Source organism: Nannocystis bainbridge, assembly GCF_028368995.1.
Lineage (GTDB): Bacteria > Myxococcota_A > Polyangia > Nannocystales > Nannocystaceae > Nannocystis > Nannocystis bainbridge.
In genome coordinates this window covers 477,163-492,306 of sequence record NZ_JAQNDL010000004.1, presented here as the reverse complement: position 1 = coordinate 492,306, position 15,144 = coordinate 477,163, and the positions used below count along the sequence as shown (strand labels likewise).

The window sequence follows — 15,144 nt, the reverse complement described above, 5'->3', positions numbered from 1 at the left end:
CTCCGACCTGTCCGTTTCGCCCTGTCCTCCGCGATCCTTCCCTCTCAGCATCCGACCGCGGTCCTCGCCTGTCCGTTTCGCCCTGTCCCTCGCACCTGGAGCTGCCGCCATGAGAGCCGTCGTCCTCCGCCGCCACGGCGACCCCAGCGTCCTCGAGCTCGCCGACCTGCCCGACCCCGAGCCCGGCCCCGGTCAGGCGCTGGTCGAGGTCCGCGCCTGCGCCCTCAACCGCCTCGACCTGTGGGTCCGCGGCGGCCTGCCGGGCCTCAAGCTGCCGCTGCCGCACGTGCTCGGCTGCGACATCGCCGGCGTCGTCACCGCCGTGGGTCCCGGCGTCGACCCGGCCAGGGTCGGCGCCGAGGTCGTCGTCAGCCCCGGCGTCTCGTGCGGCCAGTGCGAGGCCTGCCTGTCGGGCTGGGACAACCTGTGCCCCAAGTACGGCATCCTCGGCGAGCAGCTCCCCGGCGGCTACTGCGAGCAGATCGCCGTGCCGGCCCAGAACCTGCTGCCCAAGCCCGAAAACCTCGATTTCGTCAGCGCCGCCGCCGTCCCGCTGACCTTCCTCACCGCCTGGCAGATGCTGGTCGCGCGCGCGCAGGTGAAGCCCGGGCAGACGGTCCTGATCCACGCCGTCGGCAGCGGCGTCGGCGTCGCCGGCCTGCAGATCGCCCGCCTGTTCGGCGCCCGCGTGATCGCCCTCGCCAGCACCGACGCCAAGCTGGCCCGCGCGCGCGAGCTCGGGGCCGAGCTCACCTTCCGCAGCGACGACCCCGAGTGGGAGCGGCGCGTGCGGGGCGTGCCGTGGGTGCACAAGCGCGGCGTCGACGTCGTGTTCGAGCACACCGGCGCCGCCACCTGGGAGGCCAGCCTGCGCCTTTGCAAGCGCGGCGGCGCGGTCGTCACCTGCGGCGCGACCTCGGGCCACGCCGCCACCACCGACCTGCGCCAGGTGTTCTTCCGGCAGTTGCAGGTCCTCGGCAGCACCATGGGCAGCAAGTCGATGCTGTTCCCGATCCTCGCCCACGTCGGCCGCGGCGAGCTGAAGCCCATCCTCGACCGCACCTTCCCCCTCGCCGAGGCCGAGGCCGCCCACCGCTACCTCGACCGCCGCGAACAGTTCGGCAAGGTGGTCCTCACGATCGACCGCTGACGCGGGCGAAGGTTCACCTGTCCCTTCGGACATCCACGAGGAACACCCGCCCCTCCGCCTCGCAACCCCGTCTCTTCGCCTGTCCTTTCGGGCAGCCATTCTCCACGGTCCCGCGCGACCGCTGACCCGCACCTCGCCTGTCCCTTCGGACCCCCTCCCCGACCATGACCCCCCCCGCCGCTTCACCTGTCCTTTCGGGCAGCCGCTTCGACTACCCCTTGCGCCGCGTCCGCGAGCTGTGCGGCGGCGTCGTCGTCGAGCTCGACGTCGTCGCCAGCCTCGACGCCGCCATCGACGCCCTGTGCGACGAGGTCGGCCGCAGCCTCGACGACGCCGAGGCGCTGCGCCTCGTCCCGTACTTCGGCACCCTGTGGTCGGCAGGCCGCGCGCTCGCGGCCCACCTCGGCGAGCGACCGGCGCTGGTCCGCGGCCGCCGGGTCATCGAGGTCGGCTGCGGCCTCGGCCTGCCCGGCCTGGTCGCCGCCCGCCTCGGCGCTCACGTCCTCGCCTGCGACGCCCACCCCGACGTGCTCGCCCTGCTGCGCCGCAACGCCGCCCTCAACGACGCCGTCATCGCCTATCACCAGGGCGACGTCGCCGACCCCGACGCCCTGGTCGCCGCCCTCGGCACCGCCGACCTCGTGCTCGCCAGCGATGTCGTCTACGAGGCCGGCCTCGCCGATCAGGTCGCCCCGGCGCTGGCCCGCCTGTGCCGCCCGGGCGGCCGGATCGTGCTCGCGGACCCCGGCCGCCCGCTGTTTCAGACCACGGTCAACGCCCTCGAGGCGCTCGGCTACCGCAGCGAGGTCGAGATCCGTCGCGCGCGCCGCGGAGATGACAGTGCCACCAGCGGCGCCGCCGGCACCGACAGCGAGCAGGAGGTCTTCGTCGTCACCTTCGAGTGACACGCGGTCGAGCTTGACCGTCGATCTGCCCGCCCAGGCGCCAGCGCCCGGGCCGCCCTCGATCTGTCCCTGGGGACATGTGATGTCGATCGGGCGGCTTCGCCGCTCGCGCGTCCGGTGTTGCCGGTCATACTTCGCTCTGGAGGGGAAGTATGAACCTGCTCGATCGAGCCGCGCGGATCGTCGCCGCCGCCCGCATCGCAGAGGACCCGGACCGGGCCAGGGCGCGCGTGCTCGCCGAGCTGATGTGTGGCGGCGACGCGGCGAGCGACAACTCCAACCTCGCCCGCCAGCTGAGAGCGCTGCTCGAGCTGTCCCGCGACCGTGAGCGGCCCGACGTCGACCTCGCCACCGCCCTCCGCCGCGTCACCGAGACCGCGACCGAAGTCCTCGACATCCATCGCGCCGGCGTGTGGTTCTTTACCCCCGACGCTTCGGCCCTGGAGTGCGCCGACGTGTACGACGTGGCGACCTCCGCGCACTCGTCCGGTGCCGTGCTCTACCGCTGCGATTTCCCGATTTATTTCGCCACGCTGGCGACCACGCGGGTGCTGGACGCCGCGAACGCGCAGACCGACCCCCGCACCCGCGAGTTCGGCAGCATCTACTTTCGCCGGCACGACGTGTCCGCCACCCTCGACGCCCCGATCCGCTCGCGCGGCGGCCTGTCGGGCGTGCTCTGCTGCGAGTCGATCGGCGGCCCGCGGGTCTGGACCGACGACGAGCTGGCCTTCGTCGCCTCGCTCGCCGACGCCGTCACGCTCGCGCTCGAGACCGATCGCCGCCGCACCGCCGAGCGCGACCTGCTTCACAAGATGTCGGTCATCCACGCGCAGCGCCAGGAGATCGCGCGCCTCACCTCGCCGGTGCTCGAGATCTGGGACGGCGTGCTCGCGGTGCCGCTGATCGGCCACCTCGACGGCGACCGCCAGGCCGCGACGATCGGCGGCCTCGCCGAGACGATCTCGCGCCAACAGGCCGCGTGGGTGGTGCTCGACCTGCAAGCGATCGAGGCGATCGACACCGTCAACGCCGAATCCGTGGCCCAGATCGCCCACGCGGTCCGTCGCCTCGGGGCCGCGTGCGTGCTCTCGGGCGTCGGCACCGACGCCGTCGCCCAGCTCGTGACCGTGTGCCCCGAGCTGGCCCGCCTGCCCGCCACGCCGAGCCTCAAGTGCGGGCTGCAGCACTGCCTGCAAAACTCCTGTCCCAAAGGCCAGCCCGCCTGACAGCCACTGACTTCCAGACCGACGCGGGGGAATGATTCCCACTGCCCGGCGCCGATTCCTCATCGCACGAGCGCTTCGCGCCTCGTCGGCAGATGCCGGGTCGAGTCCCACGATCTCGAGGCTCCCCGTCTCTGACAGCGCCGGCGTATCCCGCGGTCTCCATGAAAGCGACGGCGAGCCACACGGTCTCGTGGCTCGCCGTCTTGTCGGGTGAGCCGGCCGTCACCCTCGTCCTCTGCTTTCACGCGCCGACGCGGCGAGCCTCGCAACCTCGTCGCTTCTGCTGCCGGACGAGCCACGCGGTCTCGTGCCTCGTCCGGTCTGCGTCACGCCGTCGCGTCGGCGTCGCCGCCTCGTCCGCTGTCACGAGCGGACGGGCGCACGCGGTCCTGTGCGCCCGTCCGCGACTCGGCCAGCCGCGCGGTCCTGCGGCTGGCCGCCTGTGGGACATGTCCCGAAGGACATCTCGCTAGCGGGCCCGGGTCTTCTTCGCCTTCGTGCTGCCGGCGGCGGCCTTGCGCGTCGTCGTCGGGGACGCCTTCGCGGCCCGGCGACGACGGGTCTCCCAGCCCTTCTTCGCCGCCTCGCTGCGGGTCGTCGAAGCGGGCGCCGCGGTTTGCTTGCTCGCGCGCGCGGCCGGCTTGCTCGTCGCCTTGCTGGCCGCCGTCGTCTTGCCCTTCACCGCGGCGCTCTTCGTCCGCGACGGGGCAGCGGTCTTGGCCGAAGCCGCCTTGCGTACTTTCGCGCCGGCCCGCGCCGGCCCACTCTGCTTTGTCCGATTGCTACGTGCCATGCTCTCACTCCTTCTGCGGCGCAAGTCTGGAACACGTTGGCGAGCCTGCAACTCTCCCGTCGATCACGGGCCGAGCGTGGCGACCTGCCGCGTGGCGCAGGTCCCAAAGGCCACGTCGACCGATCCGGCGAATTCATGGCCCTGCATGCACCTCTGAGGCATTTCTCGCCGCATCGACGATTGGGAGTCGCGACCCGATCGCGGCGACGACATCGCCGATCCCCTCGCACACCATGCGCGTGCGCTGCTCCCGGCCCGCCGCCTCGACGCCTGCTTCGGAGCGACGCCGCGCGATCCGGGCCCTCGTGCATGCATCGGCACCGTCGCCGCCGCCGCGGATGAAGGCCCGCACGACGACCTGCCCTGGTCGTGTCGATGCCTCGAAGTCACCCGCGGGCGACGACCCCATTACGCCGCCCGCGAAGCGAGCCGCACCCATGCGGGCAGCCCCCCTTTGCACGGCAGCGACCGCTCGCCATCGGTCGCTTCGCCCCGTGCATCCGAAACGCGAAGCGCCTCCCACCCGTGCGGGCAGCCCATCTCTGCACGGCAGCGACCGCTCGCCATCGGTCGCACCGCCCCGTGCATCCGAAACGCGAAGCGAGCCGCACCCGTGCGGGCAGCCCATCTCTGCACGGCAGCGACCGCTCACCATCGGTCGCACCGCCCCGTTGCATCTGAGACGCAAAACGCCCGCTCGCGTCGGCGAACGGGCGTGAGGCGACCTCGGCAGCGTTCACGCCGCGCGGACGCGACGGCGACGGAGCGTCAGCAGCCCCGCGAGCAGCAGGATCGTCGCCCCGGGGGTCGGCTCGGCCACCACGTTGCAGCCCTTCTTGCTCGCGCCCGGCTCCCCGCCGACCTCCGGCGGGCCTTCGGCCGAGCCCATGTATGGCTCGCCGCCCGAGCTGCTGCTGCTGCCCGACGTGCCCGAGCTGTCGTCGCTCGACGAATCACTCGAGCTGCTGCTGCCGCTGCTGCTGTCGCCCGACGAGGAGCCCGCGCCCGGCTTGCCGTAGCGCTTGTTGTCCTCGTGCTCCTTCCACTTCTCCGGGTACGGCGGCAGCTCGGACGGACGCGCGCGCGCGCCTGCCACCTTCTTCCACGCCCCTGGCGACGGGAACCACGGCCCCGTCGGCGGCTGGAAGCTGATGACATAGACCGCGCGGCGATTCTTCTCCTCGTCGAACGAGTCCGGCGTCTGGACCTTCAGGCCCTTCTCGCCCATGCCCGTGTAATAGATCTCGGACCACACGCCCCGCTCGTGGAAGCGCTCCGCGATCGCCCGCGCGCGCCCCTCCGAGAGCTTTTGATTGTCGCCCGGCTTGCCGACGGTGTCGGTGTAGCCGGCGATGAACAGCTTGGGCACGTAACCGGCGCCCTCGAGCGCGTTGCCCACCGCCTTCTTGGCGTTCTCGACCGCCGCCAGCTTGTGCATCGCCACCGCCGCGGCCTCGTCGATCTTCGGCGCCTGCTCGCCGCGGATGATCGCCTTGCCGCTGTCGAACACGACCTCGGTGTGCGGGATGTCGATCGCCATCGGCGCCAGGATGTGCTCGCCGAACTGGCCCTGCGCGCCCTCGAACCGGACCTTGACCAGGAACACGTCGTCGGTCGTGTCCCACTTGAGGTCGATGCGCTCGTTGGCCTTCCAGCCGCCGGCGCCCGCGTCCGTGTGGATCACGTCGCCGTCGGTGTTGTAGACCTTGAACTCGTAGCCGCTGACCTCGAAGCTGGTCGTGTACGCGACCTTGTGGTCGAAGAGGATGTCGGCCGCGGATGCCATCGCCGTGACCTTGCCGGCCGCGCCGCCGCCACCACCGCCGCCACCGCCGCCCGACGGCTTACTGGCTCCGCGCGCGACCTCGAAGTTGGCGTTGGCCTCGCCCGCCGACGACACGATCGCCATCTCGTAGGCCGCGTTGTCGCCGTTCTGCGTCCAGGCGATCTTGAACTCTTTGCCGGCCTTGAGCGCCGGGATCTTCTTGCGGATCGTCTGGCGGTCGCCGCTGATCGTCACTTCCATCGCCTGCAGGTCCTCGTTGGCCCGCAGGATCACGTGGGCTTGACTCTTCTCGTCGGTGACGCGCGAGAACTCGTAGTTGAAGGGACCGTCGAGGAGGAGAGCGATCAGGGCGCCGGCGAGGGTCGAGAACATGGGCATGGCTGCGAGTCCGGGCGGACGTTATCACGCCCGCCCGCCGCTTTCAGCCCGGCAGCGGCGCGCCGACGTGGCGGGCTCGCACGACCGTGTGGATCCCGCCGCGGACCAGGAAGTCGCCCTCGACCTCGACCCACTCCGGGTCCAGAACCGCGACCAGGTCGTCGAGGATCTGGTTGGTGACGGCCTCGTGAAACGCCCCCGTGTCCCGGAAGGACCACAGGTACAGCTTGAGGCTCTTGAGCTCGACGCAGCGCGCGCGCGGGCGGTAGCGGATCCGGATCGTGGCGAAGTCCGGTTGGCCCGTCATCGGGCACAGACAGGTGAATTCAGGGCAATCGAAGCGGACCTCGTAGTCGCGCCCGGGGCGGGGATTGACGAACGAAGCGAGCTCTCGGGAGGGCACCGTGGACACGCGCGCAAGCTGCCATGGTCGGCTGCCCGCGGGCCAGATCTCGGGCCGTGAGCTTGAACCGCGCCGCTGCGGCCGGCATCATCCGGGCCCATGGGTGAGCATCCGCCGGGCGCCCGTTTCGCCCGCCTCGTCGCGCTGGCGCTGGTGACCTCGTTCGCGTGCGAACCCGCACCGAAGCCCGAGTGCGCCACGCCCTGCGACCCCGGGAGCAGCTGCGTCGAGGGCCAGTGCGTCGTCGACGCCCCGGCCGCGCCACCCGTCACCGACGACGGCAAAAAGAAGAAGAAGCGCCGCAAGAAGAAGCGCGTGCGCCGGACCACGGCGGCCTCAGCCGCGGGCCACGGCTCCGAGCCCGCGACAGCGCCGGGCGACGAGGTCGAGGAGGCCGAGACCCCGGCCGAAAAGCTGCCCCCCTTCGTGCCTGTCGACGATCGCAAGATCCCCCAGTTCTCGAGCGACAAGACCCAGACGATCGACCTCGAGGCCGGCAGCGAGCGGCCCAGCGAGCGCGTCCTCGACCAGCATTTCGCCAAGATCACGCCGAAGATCACCGACTGCGTGATCACGGCCAGCCGCTACGGCGACGTCGGCAGCGGCCGCCTCGCTGTTCAGCTGCGCCTTTTGCCCTCGGGCAAGGTCGAGAGCGTGTCGGTCAAGGCCCCCGCGAGCCTGAGCGTGTGGGGCATCGTCCCGTGCGCCCGCAAGGCCGTGTTCGACCACCGCTTCCCCGGCTACGACGGCCCGAGCGTCGGCGTCGACTTCGCGGTCGACGTCGATTGATGCGAGCGGCAGCGCGGCACCGCTGCCCTAGCCCGCTCGGCGTCGCGTCGCGGTCGACGTCGATTGATGCGAGCGGCAGCGCGGCACCGCTGCGCCCGCACGCTCAGCGTCGGCGTCGACTTCGCGGTCGACGTCGATTGATGCGAGCGGCAGCGCGTCCGCGCGGCATCGCTGCGCCTGCCCGTTCAGCGTGAGCCCGCGGGCACCGACGCGCCTGCACTGAACCGTTCGGCGCGCCTGGTCCTTGCGACCCCTTGCCCGCCGCGCAGGCGACTGTCCCTGACGACATGTATCTTCCGTCATGTCGTTCAGAACATGCTCGAACGCACCTGGCCTCTGCGACATGCCCCGAAGCCCATGTCCCGCGCGTCGGCCGGGGCCCGCGCCGCGATCGACCTACGGCGCCTCGCTCTTCGGCTTGGCCATCTTCGTGGTCTTCTTCTTCACCACCTCGGACTCGCCGCCGAGCCAGCGCTCGACCCCGGAGTCGAGCGAGCGCGCCGCGTCGAAGTAGCGCTCCGCGTCCGCCGACTTGCCGGCGGCCTCTCGACACAGCCCCAGGCCCGCGAGGGCTCGCGCCCGCTCTGCCGCCGGTCCGTTGCTGTTCGCCACCGCCGCGTACTCGGCCTCGGCGACGTCGCAGCGGCCCTTGTTGCGGGCCCGGTCGCCGCTCTCGAGCTGATCGCGGACCGACTCCTTGTCGGCGTCGATGCGCTGCGCCTCCGGCACGGAGATGCCCGGCAACGGCCCCTCGTCGACGTCGATCGCCTTCTTCTTGGCCGGCGCTCCGCCGCGCATGGCCTTCATCGCCGGCGACGCCGGCTCCTGGTAGACCGCCCCGGGCACGCTCGCCGCGTCGGCGGCCGGCGCAGGTGCGACCTCGACGGCCGCCGAAGCCTCGCCCTTCGCGTCGTCTGTCGGCGGGGACATGTCCTTGGGGCCATCCGACTCGGGCGCCGCTCGCGGCTCGCGGGCCTCGGGAGCCGCCGGCGCGGGCGAAGGCGCCGCCTCCTCGCGGATCGACGGCCCCGCCTCGTCGGTCGGCCGCGCCACCCACAGCAGCAGCGCGGCGGTCCCGGCCAGCGCCACGCCCGGCAGCAGGAACGAGCGTCGCAGCCGCTCCCACAGGCTCGGGCCCTCGGCCGCCGGCTGCGAAGGCGGCGGCGCCGATCGCCGGGCCTCGGCGAGGATGCCGTCGAGCACCCCCGGCGCCACGTCCTCCGCGGGCATCGCCTCGCGCGTCATCGCCAGGATCGACGCGTACTCGTCGGCGCGCTGACGCAGCGGCGCGGGCATCGCCTCGAGCTCGGCGCGGCGCGCGGGATCCTCCATCCACTCGAGCGCGTCCTCCAGGAGATCGAGCTCGTCAGGGGTGAAGTCGCTGCCGTGGGCCGGGTCTCGCATGCGTCTGGGGTCCGAGGGCCTGTAGCCTGTCTACTGTGCACCTGGCGGCGCATCGCAGGCAAGCAGGGGAAGCAACGGCCCGCTGCGGGGCCGGGTCTGCCACAAATCGTGCAGAATCACACGCGTCCGCCTCCAGGAGCCGGTGGGACCCAGATCCAGCCGTCTTCGAGCCAGCGGTCCTCGAGCCCCGCGATCGCGGCGCGCAGCGGATCGGGCGCGACCGCCTCCTGAGTCGCCGCAGACTGCGCCGGTTGCAGATCGAGCGGACCCTGCCAGCTCTGATGCGCCCACAAGAACGCCGTGAGGCCGGCGATGACCGCGTCGAATACGTGCGGGCTGCGGACCACAACCTCGGGCCACACGAAGTCGAACGCGAGGCACGGTTCGAGCGCCGTCAGCATCCGCTTGCGCAGCTCCCACGCCTGCTCGCTGTCGCTGCGCCGGTGCCGACGCTCGACCTCGGCCCCGAACAGCCGCGTCACCGTGGCCGGCGGGTGGACCTCGATCAGGTTCTCGTGCAGTCGCAGCAGCGGCGACAGCACGCGCCGCAGATACGCCGCCCGCGCCGCCAGCGGCCCCATGCCCTGCCCCAGCGACTCGCGCGGCGACAGGCCCACGTGCGTCAACAGGACGTCGACCGCGCGCTGCGTGTACGGCGTGACCGCCGGCTTGCCCGGATCGGAGCGCCGGGCCGCGTGCAAGGCCGGCGCGTGCTTCCGCATCCACGCCACCACCGGCACGGTGCACGCCTGCACTCCGGGACAGGCCAGCGGACAGCGGATGCACGGCGGCAACGTCAGCGGCGCGTCGATCGCCACCACCGCGTCGTCGGTCACCCACCGCTGCAGGTACGCGACCAGCACCTCGTCGCGAAACAACGGATCGCCGCTGGCCTCGCCGCCCTCTTCGCCGCTGCCGCGGTGGCCGTGGCGGAGCCGAGCCTCCGCCAGGCGCACGCGCGGCGTCTCGCCCTCCTCGTCGACGCGCTCGAGGCGAGCGACCGCGGTCGTCTTGCCGCGGCCGCCGCCGAGAGCGACGCCGATGAAGCGGGTGAAGCGTCGCGCCGGAGATGTCGCAAGGGACAGCTCCATCGGCCGGATCACGTCGTCGGCTCGACGTGGACCGAAGGCTGCTTGTCGAGCAAGTACTGCAGGTAGGCGATGGCGGCCGGGAGCTCGATCGCGGGCAGGCGATCGATGAGATCGCGCGCGGTCCGGCGCAGCGTCTCGGACGGCCCCGGCGCGCGCTCGCTCGCCGGCTTCTCGAGCGGGATGTTCGGCTCCGGCGGATCCTCGGGCTTGCCCCACGGAGGGTACGCGCCGAGCAGCACGTCCTGATTGGCCAGCCAGCCGTCGATGTAGATGTGCAGCAGGTTGGCGCGGTACGAGAACCACCGGTCGCGCTCGACCGGGTACGACAGCAGCACGTCCTTGAACCGGCGGAACGCGCCCTTGCCGTCGATCGCCAGCGTCAGCCGCTCGCGCAGCGCGGGATCTTCGACCGAGGCGACGAATCGCTCCATCCAGCGGTACTGCTCGCGCGACGACGCCGGGTCGAGGTGGACGAAGCGCCCGGTCGAGCGCGCGATCTGCTGCCGCTTCTCCTCGTCCTCGGGCCGGGTGTCGTTGATGGTGACCACCTGCCCGTTCTGCAGATCCAGATAGGCGTGGTGGTCGGGGGCGTTGTGCTCAAAAGAGGTTTCAAGGGCCGACCAGTCGGGGACTGGCGCTTCGGGGGAAACTCGCATGGCTAAGTCGCTTCCGCTCTAGGGGGGTGATGGGTCGGTGCGCACCCGTGACCGGCCCGAAGTCCGCGGTGGTCAAGCGCAGACAGGTTTGCGGCCGCACGGGGAGGAGCGCCGGTCTGGGCACCAGCGCGCCTCCGCCAGGATAGTCCGGCGCGCCCGGCCCCGGCAACCATGTCGCGGCGATGCCCGCCCGGCGAGCGCCGGTTCACGCCGATTCGTCGGTCGCGGGCGGCCCGGCGAGCTCGAGCAGACGGTCGCGGAGGGTCTGCAGCTCGGCGGCCAGCGGTTCGTCCGCTCCGGCCCGCTGCGCCAGTGCGTCGACCGTCGCGGCGCAGGCGTGGAGCGCCCCCAGCCGCGCCTCGGCGGCCGCCAACGACCGCTCCAGCGCGTCCACCGGCCGCGCCGTCACCCGCCGCAGCTCGCCCTGCAGCTGCTCGAGCTCCCAGCGGGCGCTCTGCAGCGCCGCCGCCGCCGCGTCAATCCGTCGCGGCCCCTCCTCGTCGGGCTCGTTGGCCTTCGCGGCCGCCGGCGCCCGCCCCGCGAGCTGATCCTCGAGCGCATCGATCCGGCCCTGGGCCGCGTCGAGCTGCTCCACCAGCGACTGGCGGGCGATGCTCGCCAGCTCGATCTGCCGCCGCGCCTGGGCCAATTGCCCGCGCAGCGACTCGCTCTCCTCGTCGCGGGCCCGCTCCGGCCGAGCTCGCTCCGGGCGCGCCGGCTCGGCTGGCGGGGCCGTCGGCGGCAGCTCGAGCAGCGTCACCCCGCGCGGCACGTCGCGCGCGCCCACCACCGCGATCAGGCACTCGAAGCCCGCGTCCTCGCCGAGGCTGTTGTCGAAGGCCAGCGGCACCGGCCCGCGCTCGTCGGCCTCCTCGTCCTCGATCTCGTCGCTGGTGACCTCGCCGCAGTCCACCACGCTGGCCGCGCGCGTCAGCGCCAGCGCGTAGATCCGCGCCCGCGGGAAATGCTGCGTCACCAGCTCCTGGAACAGCCCCAGCTCGAGCCCCCCGGCGGCCTCGCCCGGGGCGGTCACCACCACGACCCGCCCGGCCTCTGCCCCCTCCGCCAGCGCCGTCAGCAGCCGGAACGCCCGCGTCTCGAGGCGATTCTCCAGCCGCGTCTGGGCCCGCGCCGCGAACCGCGTCAGGCTGGCCGCATCGACGAAGTGGCGCGCCAGGTCGACGATCGCCACCTGCCACGGCGCCTCCGCCAGCAGCTCCTCGAACGCGTCGAATTCCGCCACCCGCGCGCCCGTGCGACCGCGACCCGTGCCCGGCCTCGCCTCGTGCGCCAGCAGCCACGCCTGGTTGCCAGCCCCCGGCAGCAGCTCGGCCAGCAGCGCCGCGAACGGGGCTGGCAGCGACTTCGCCCCGCGCAGCGCCGCCTCGAGCGCGGGGTCGGCGAGCACGCGGCTGCGGCCGGCCCACAGCTCGCGGAGAAAGCCGTAGCGGGCGGCCCAGCGGTCGGCGTGGAGCATGGCGCGCCCACGGATAGCGCGCGCCCCGGCCGGGAGGCAAGGGCGCTCGCGGCCCGCCGCGCCCGATCCGCCCCAGGGCCCCCTCCTGCGGCCGTCCTGGCGGGGTTCCGCCCCGCGTGTGTGTTCGCCGCCGCCGGCCCTCGGCCTCGCAGCAGCGCCACGAGTGCTCACGCTGCGCCGGGCATTGCAGCCGCCGCGTTTCGGCGCTCGTCGCGGTGGCGTGGCCCTTGAGCCCCTTCGGCCCTGGTGCTAGCGTCGCGCGCTCGCCATGGACCCTGCCCTGCGCGCCAAGCTCGAGAGCATCGCCGAGCGTCACGAAGAGCTGGGCGTCATGCTCTGCGCCCCCGAGATCGCCCAGGACAAGACCCGTCTGCTGGCGCTCTCGCGCGAGCACGCCGAGATCGCCCCCCTCGCCGCCGCCATCGCCCGCTACCGCGACCTCGAGACGCGCACCCGCGACGCCGACGAGCTGCTCGCCGATCCTGACCTTCGGGACATGGCCGAAAGCGACCTGCGCGATCTCAAGCAGCAGCGCGGCGAGCTCGAGGGCGAGCTGCAGAAGCTGCTCCTGCCCAAGGATCCCAACGACAGCCGCGACGTCGTGCTCGAGATCCGGGCCGGCACCGGCGGCGAAGAGGCCGCGCTGTTCGCCGCCGATCTTTGGCGCATGTACACCCGCTTCGCCGAGCGGCAGCGCTGGTCCGTCGAGCCCCTCGCCATGAGCGAGGCCGGCGCCGGCGGCTTCCGCGAGATCTCGGCCATGATCCACGGCCGCGACGTCTACGCCCTCCTCAAATTCGAGAGCGGCGTGCACCGGGTCCAGCGCGTCCCGGCCACCGAGGCTCAGGGCCGGATCCACACCTCCACCGCCACCGTCGCCATCATGCCGGAGGCCGAGGAGGTCGACATCCAGATCAACCCCAAGGACCTCGAGGTGCAGTTCATGCGCGCCTCCGGGGCCGGCGGTCAGAGCGTCAACACCACCGACTCCGCCGTGCGGATCACCCACGTCCCGACCGGGCTGGCGGTGCACTGCATGCAGGAGAAGTCGCAGACCAAAAACCGCGAGCTGGCGATGAAGCTCCTGCGCTCGCGCCTGCTCGACCGCGAGATCCAGCGGGTCCAGAGCGAGCGCGCGGCCCAGCGGCGCAGCCAGGTCGGCACCGGCGATCGCAGCGAGAAGATCCGCACCTACAACTTCCCGCAGGACCGCGTCAGCGATCATCGCATCGGCCTCACGCGCCACGCGATCGACGACTTCATGGACGGCGACATCGACGACGTCATCGCCGCCCTGCGCGCCAGCGACGAGGCTGACCGGCTGGCCGAGGCCCAGGGCCAGCCATGAAGCGCTCCGTCCAGGTCGAGATCGCCGGGCAGACGCTCACGATCCGCAGCGACGAGGGCCAGGATTACGTCCAACAGCTGGCCGAGTTCGTCGACGGCCACTTGCAGCTGCTGAGCAGCGGCGCCAAGCGGGTCAACAGCGCCGCCAACGCCCAACGGGTCGCCCTGCTCGTCGCCATGCAGATCGCCGACGAGCTGTTCCGCGAGAAGGACCTGCACCAGCGGTTCCGCCACAAGGTCCACGAGCGCTTGCAGGGCCTGCGACGCGCCCTCGATCAACACGAGCAACGGCTCGCCGCCGCCGAGGCCGCCGCCGACACCCTCGAAGAACCACCGACCGCGTGACAGCGCCATGAACGCCACCCCGCCGCAGCCGCCCCGCTCCGCCGCCCTCCAGCGCATGCTCGAGCGCGGTTACTTCGAACAGGCCAGCGACTTCCAGGCCATCGACGCCGCCATGGACAGCGGCATGGTCACCTTCTACGTCGGCTACGACCCGACCGCCGCCTCGCTGCACGTCGGCCACCTGGTCCAGATCATGGGCATGCGCGCCCTCCAGCGCGCCGGCCACCGGCCGATCGTCATCATCGGCGGCGGCACCGGCATGATCGGCGACCCGTCCGGCAAGATGGAGGCGCGCAAGCTGCTGACGCGCGACGACGTGGCCGCCAACGCCGCCGCGATCAAGACCCAGCTCGGCCGCTTCCTCCACTTCGACAGCGGCCGGCCCAACGACGCGGTCCTGCTCGACAACGGCGACTGGCTGCTCGAGCTCAAGTACATCGAATTCCTGCGCGACGTCGGCCGCCACTTCACGGTCAACCGCATGATCGCGGTCAAGACCTACCGCGACCGCCTCGACGCCGAGATCCCGCTCAGCTTCCTCGAGTTCAACTACCAGCTGTTCCAGGCCTACGACTTCCTGCACCTGTTCCGCCACCACGGCTGCACCCTGCAGTTCGGCGGCTCGGACCAGTGGGGCAACATGGTCGCCGGCATCGAGCTGATCCGGCGCATGACCCCCGAGGGCCAGCCCAACGCCGCCCACTGCCTCACCTTGCCGCTGCTGCTCACCACCGACGGGCGCAAGATGGGCAAGACGGAGCGCGGCGCGGTCTGGCTCGACCCCGAGCGGCTGACCCCGTTCGAGTACTACCAGTTCTGGATCGGCTGCGACGACCGCGACGTCGCCCGCATGCTGCGGACCTTCACCGACGTCCCGGTCGCCGAGATCGAGGCGCTCACCGCCGAGGGCGGCGCGGCCCTCAAGGCCGCCAAGGTCCGCCTCGCCTACGAGGCCACCGCCCTGCTGCACGGCCTCGACCACGCCACCCAGGCCAAGCAGGCCAGCGAGCAGGCGTTCGGCAGCAGCGACGACTGGAGCGCGGTGCCGCTGGTGACCGTGCCCGGCCCCGAGATCCGGCTGGTCGACCTCGTCACGCACCCCGAGATCGAGGCGTTCAAGTCCAAGCGCGAGGCTCGCGAGCGGATCGGCGCCGGTGCCGTCAAGCTCAACGGCGAGCCCGTCACCGACCCGGCCCACCCCGTCACCCCGGCCGCGGCCGGCGACCAGGGCGTGCGCCTGCAGGCGGGCAAGAAGTGCCGCTTCCGCGTGGTGTTCGGCTGAGCTGACCCGAAGGGCATGTCCGCGAGGACATGCTCTCCAGAACATGCACGAGGGGACATGCCCGAACCGGCATGTCCCCCTTCGCTGTTCGCAGGCTCCATCCGGCCGC

Annotated in this window: 14 protein-coding genes; 7 read left to right on the top strand and 7 right to left on the bottom strand. The window is 72.2% G+C overall.

Features of this window, described 5'->3' with window-relative positions; all coding sequences use genetic code 11:
• Positions 1–109 precede the first annotated feature (109 nt).
• From POL25_RS39395 to POL25_RS39385, 3 genes are all read left to right on the top strand, one after another.
• Positions 110–1,150 (top strand): zinc-binding dehydrogenase, encoded by a 1,041-nt coding sequence (locus tag POL25_RS39395; protein ID WP_272091559.1) that lies wholly within the window; start codon positions 110–112, stop codon positions 1,148–1,150.
• Positions 1,151–1,314: 164 nt separating this feature from the next.
• On the top strand, positions 1,315–2,055 hold the full coding sequence (locus POL25_RS39390; protein WP_272091558.1) for a class I SAM-dependent methyltransferase: 741 nt from the start codon (positions 1,315–1,317) through the stop codon (positions 2,053–2,055).
• Positions 2,056–2,207: 152 nt separating this feature from the next.
• The gene (locus tag POL25_RS39385; RefSeq protein ID WP_272091557.1) at positions 2,208–3,284 is read left to right on the top strand and encodes a GAF domain-containing protein; all 1,077 of its coding nucleotides are present in this window, start codon (positions 2,208–2,210) and stop codon (positions 3,282–3,284) included.
• Between the two features lie 469 nt (positions 3,285–3,753).
• Here the strand turns inward: POL25_RS39385 and POL25_RS39380 are convergent, their stop codons facing one another.
• From POL25_RS39380 to queF, 3 genes are all read right to left on the bottom strand, one after another.
• Positions 3,754–4,077, bottom strand: a complete 324-nt coding sequence (locus POL25_RS39380) for a hypothetical protein (RefSeq protein ID WP_272091556.1) — start codon at positions 4,075–4,077, stop codon at positions 3,754–3,756.
• A 736-nt stretch (positions 4,078–4,813) separates the two neighbouring features.
• Complete coding sequence (locus tag POL25_RS39375; protein WP_272091555.1) at positions 4,814–6,241, bottom strand: OmpA family protein; 1,428 nt, start codon at positions 6,239–6,241, stop codon at positions 4,814–4,816.
• Between the two features lie 43 nt (positions 6,242–6,284).
• A complete protein-coding gene (queF, locus tag POL25_RS39370) occupies positions 6,285–6,653 on the bottom strand; it encodes a preQ(1) synthase (RefSeq protein WP_272091554.1) in 369 nt (122 codons plus the stop codon).
• A 90-nt stretch (positions 6,654–6,743) separates the two neighbouring features.
• Here queF and POL25_RS39365 point away from each other — a divergent pair, with 90 nt between their 5' ends.
• Positions 6,744–7,433 carry a hypothetical protein gene (locus POL25_RS39365; protein WP_272091553.1) on the top strand — a complete coding sequence of 230 codons (690 nt, stop codon included), beginning with the start codon at positions 6,744–6,746 and terminating at the stop codon, positions 7,431–7,433.
• A gap of 396 nt (positions 7,434–7,829) precedes the next feature.
• Here POL25_RS39365 and POL25_RS39360 read toward each other — a convergent pair whose 3' ends face one another.
• The 4 genes from POL25_RS39360 to POL25_RS39345 all read right to left on the bottom strand — a co-directional run bounded on the left by POL25_RS39360 (position 7,830) and on the right by POL25_RS39345 (position 12,061).
• Positions 7,830–8,837: a hypothetical protein gene (locus POL25_RS39360; protein WP_272091552.1), complete on the bottom strand. Its 1,008-nt coding sequence runs from the start codon at positions 8,835–8,837 to the stop codon at positions 7,830–7,832.
• Positions 8,838–8,953: 116 nt separating this feature from the next.
• Entirely contained in the window at positions 8,954–9,928 is a 975-nt protein-coding gene (locus POL25_RS39355; RefSeq protein ID WP_272091551.1) for a DUF429 domain-containing protein, read from the bottom strand.
• A gap of 8 nt (positions 9,929–9,936) precedes the next feature.
• Positions 9,937–10,584, bottom strand: a complete 648-nt coding sequence (locus tag POL25_RS39350) for a UPF0158 family protein (RefSeq protein WP_272091550.1) — start codon at positions 10,582–10,584, stop codon at positions 9,937–9,939.
• A gap of 205 nt (positions 10,585–10,789) precedes the next feature.
• Entirely contained in the window at positions 10,790–12,061 is a 1,272-nt protein-coding gene (locus POL25_RS39345) for a hypothetical protein (protein ID WP_272091549.1), read from the bottom strand.
• Positions 12,062–12,329: 268 nt separating this feature from the next.
• Between POL25_RS39345 and prfA the strand changes: the two genes are divergently transcribed.
• Genes prfA through tyrS form a run of 3 tightly spaced genes read left to right on the top strand, consistent with a single transcriptional unit; the run spans position 12,330 to position 15,035 of the window.
• A complete protein-coding gene (prfA, locus tag POL25_RS39340) occupies positions 12,330–13,409 on the top strand; it encodes a peptide chain release factor 1 (RefSeq protein ID WP_272091548.1) in 1,080 nt (359 codons plus the stop codon).
• Positions 13,406–13,753 carry a cell division protein ZapA gene (locus tag POL25_RS39335; RefSeq protein WP_272091547.1) on the top strand — a complete coding sequence of 116 codons (348 nt, stop codon included), beginning with the start codon at positions 13,406–13,408 and terminating at the stop codon, positions 13,751–13,753. Before prfA ends, POL25_RS39335 begins: the two co-directional genes overlap by 4 nt.
• 7 nt (positions 13,754–13,760) lie before the next feature.
• Positions 13,761–15,035 carry a tyrosine--tRNA ligase gene (gene tyrS / locus POL25_RS39330; protein WP_272091546.1) on the top strand — a complete coding sequence of 425 codons (1,275 nt, stop codon included), beginning with the start codon at positions 13,761–13,763 and terminating at the stop codon, positions 15,033–15,035.
• Positions 15,036–15,144: the final 109 nt, after the last annotated feature.

Coding starts and splice junctions, on each gene's coding strand:
- POL25_RS39395 (WP_272091559.1), top strand. CDS start 110: ATGAGAGCCGTCGTCCTCCGCCGCCACGGCGACCCCAGCGTCCTCGAG.
- POL25_RS39390 (WP_272091558.1), top strand. CDS start 1,315: ATGACCCCCCCCGCCGCTTCACCTGTCCTTTCGGGCAGCCGCTTCGAC.
- POL25_RS39385 (WP_272091557.1), top strand. CDS start 2,208: ATGAACCTGCTCGATCGAGCCGCGCGGATCGTCGCCGCCGCCCGCATC.
- POL25_RS39380 (WP_272091556.1), bottom strand. CDS start 4,077: ATGGCACGTAGCAATCGGACAAAGCAGAGTGGGCCGGCGCGGGCCGGC.
- POL25_RS39375 (WP_272091555.1), bottom strand. CDS start 6,241: ATGCCCATGTTCTCGACCCTCGCCGGCGCCCTGATCGCTCTCCTCCTC.
- POL25_RS39365 (WP_272091553.1), top strand. CDS start 6,744: ATGGGTGAGCATCCGCCGGGCGCCCGTTTCGCCCGCCTCGTCGCGCTG.
- POL25_RS39360 (WP_272091552.1), bottom strand. CDS start 8,837: ATGCGAGACCCGGCCCACGGCAGCGACTTCACCCCTGACGAGCTCGAT.
- POL25_RS39355 (WP_272091551.1), bottom strand. CDS start 9,928: ATGGAGCTGTCCCTTGCGACATCTCCGGCGCGACGCTTCACCCGCTTC.
- POL25_RS39350 (WP_272091550.1), bottom strand. CDS start 10,584: ATGCGAGTTTCCCCCGAAGCGCCAGTCCCCGACTGGTCGGCCCTTGAA.
- POL25_RS39345 (WP_272091549.1), bottom strand. CDS start 12,061: ATGCTCCACGCCGACCGCTGGGCCGCCCGCTACGGCTTTCTCCGCGAG.
- prfA (WP_272091548.1), top strand. CDS start 12,330: ATGGACCCTGCCCTGCGCGCCAAGCTCGAGAGCATCGCCGAGCGTCAC.
- POL25_RS39335 (WP_272091547.1), top strand. CDS start 13,406: ATGAAGCGCTCCGTCCAGGTCGAGATCGCCGGGCAGACGCTCACGATC.
- tyrS (WP_272091546.1), top strand. CDS start 13,761: ATGAACGCCACCCCGCCGCAGCCGCCCCGCTCCGCCGCCCTCCAGCGC.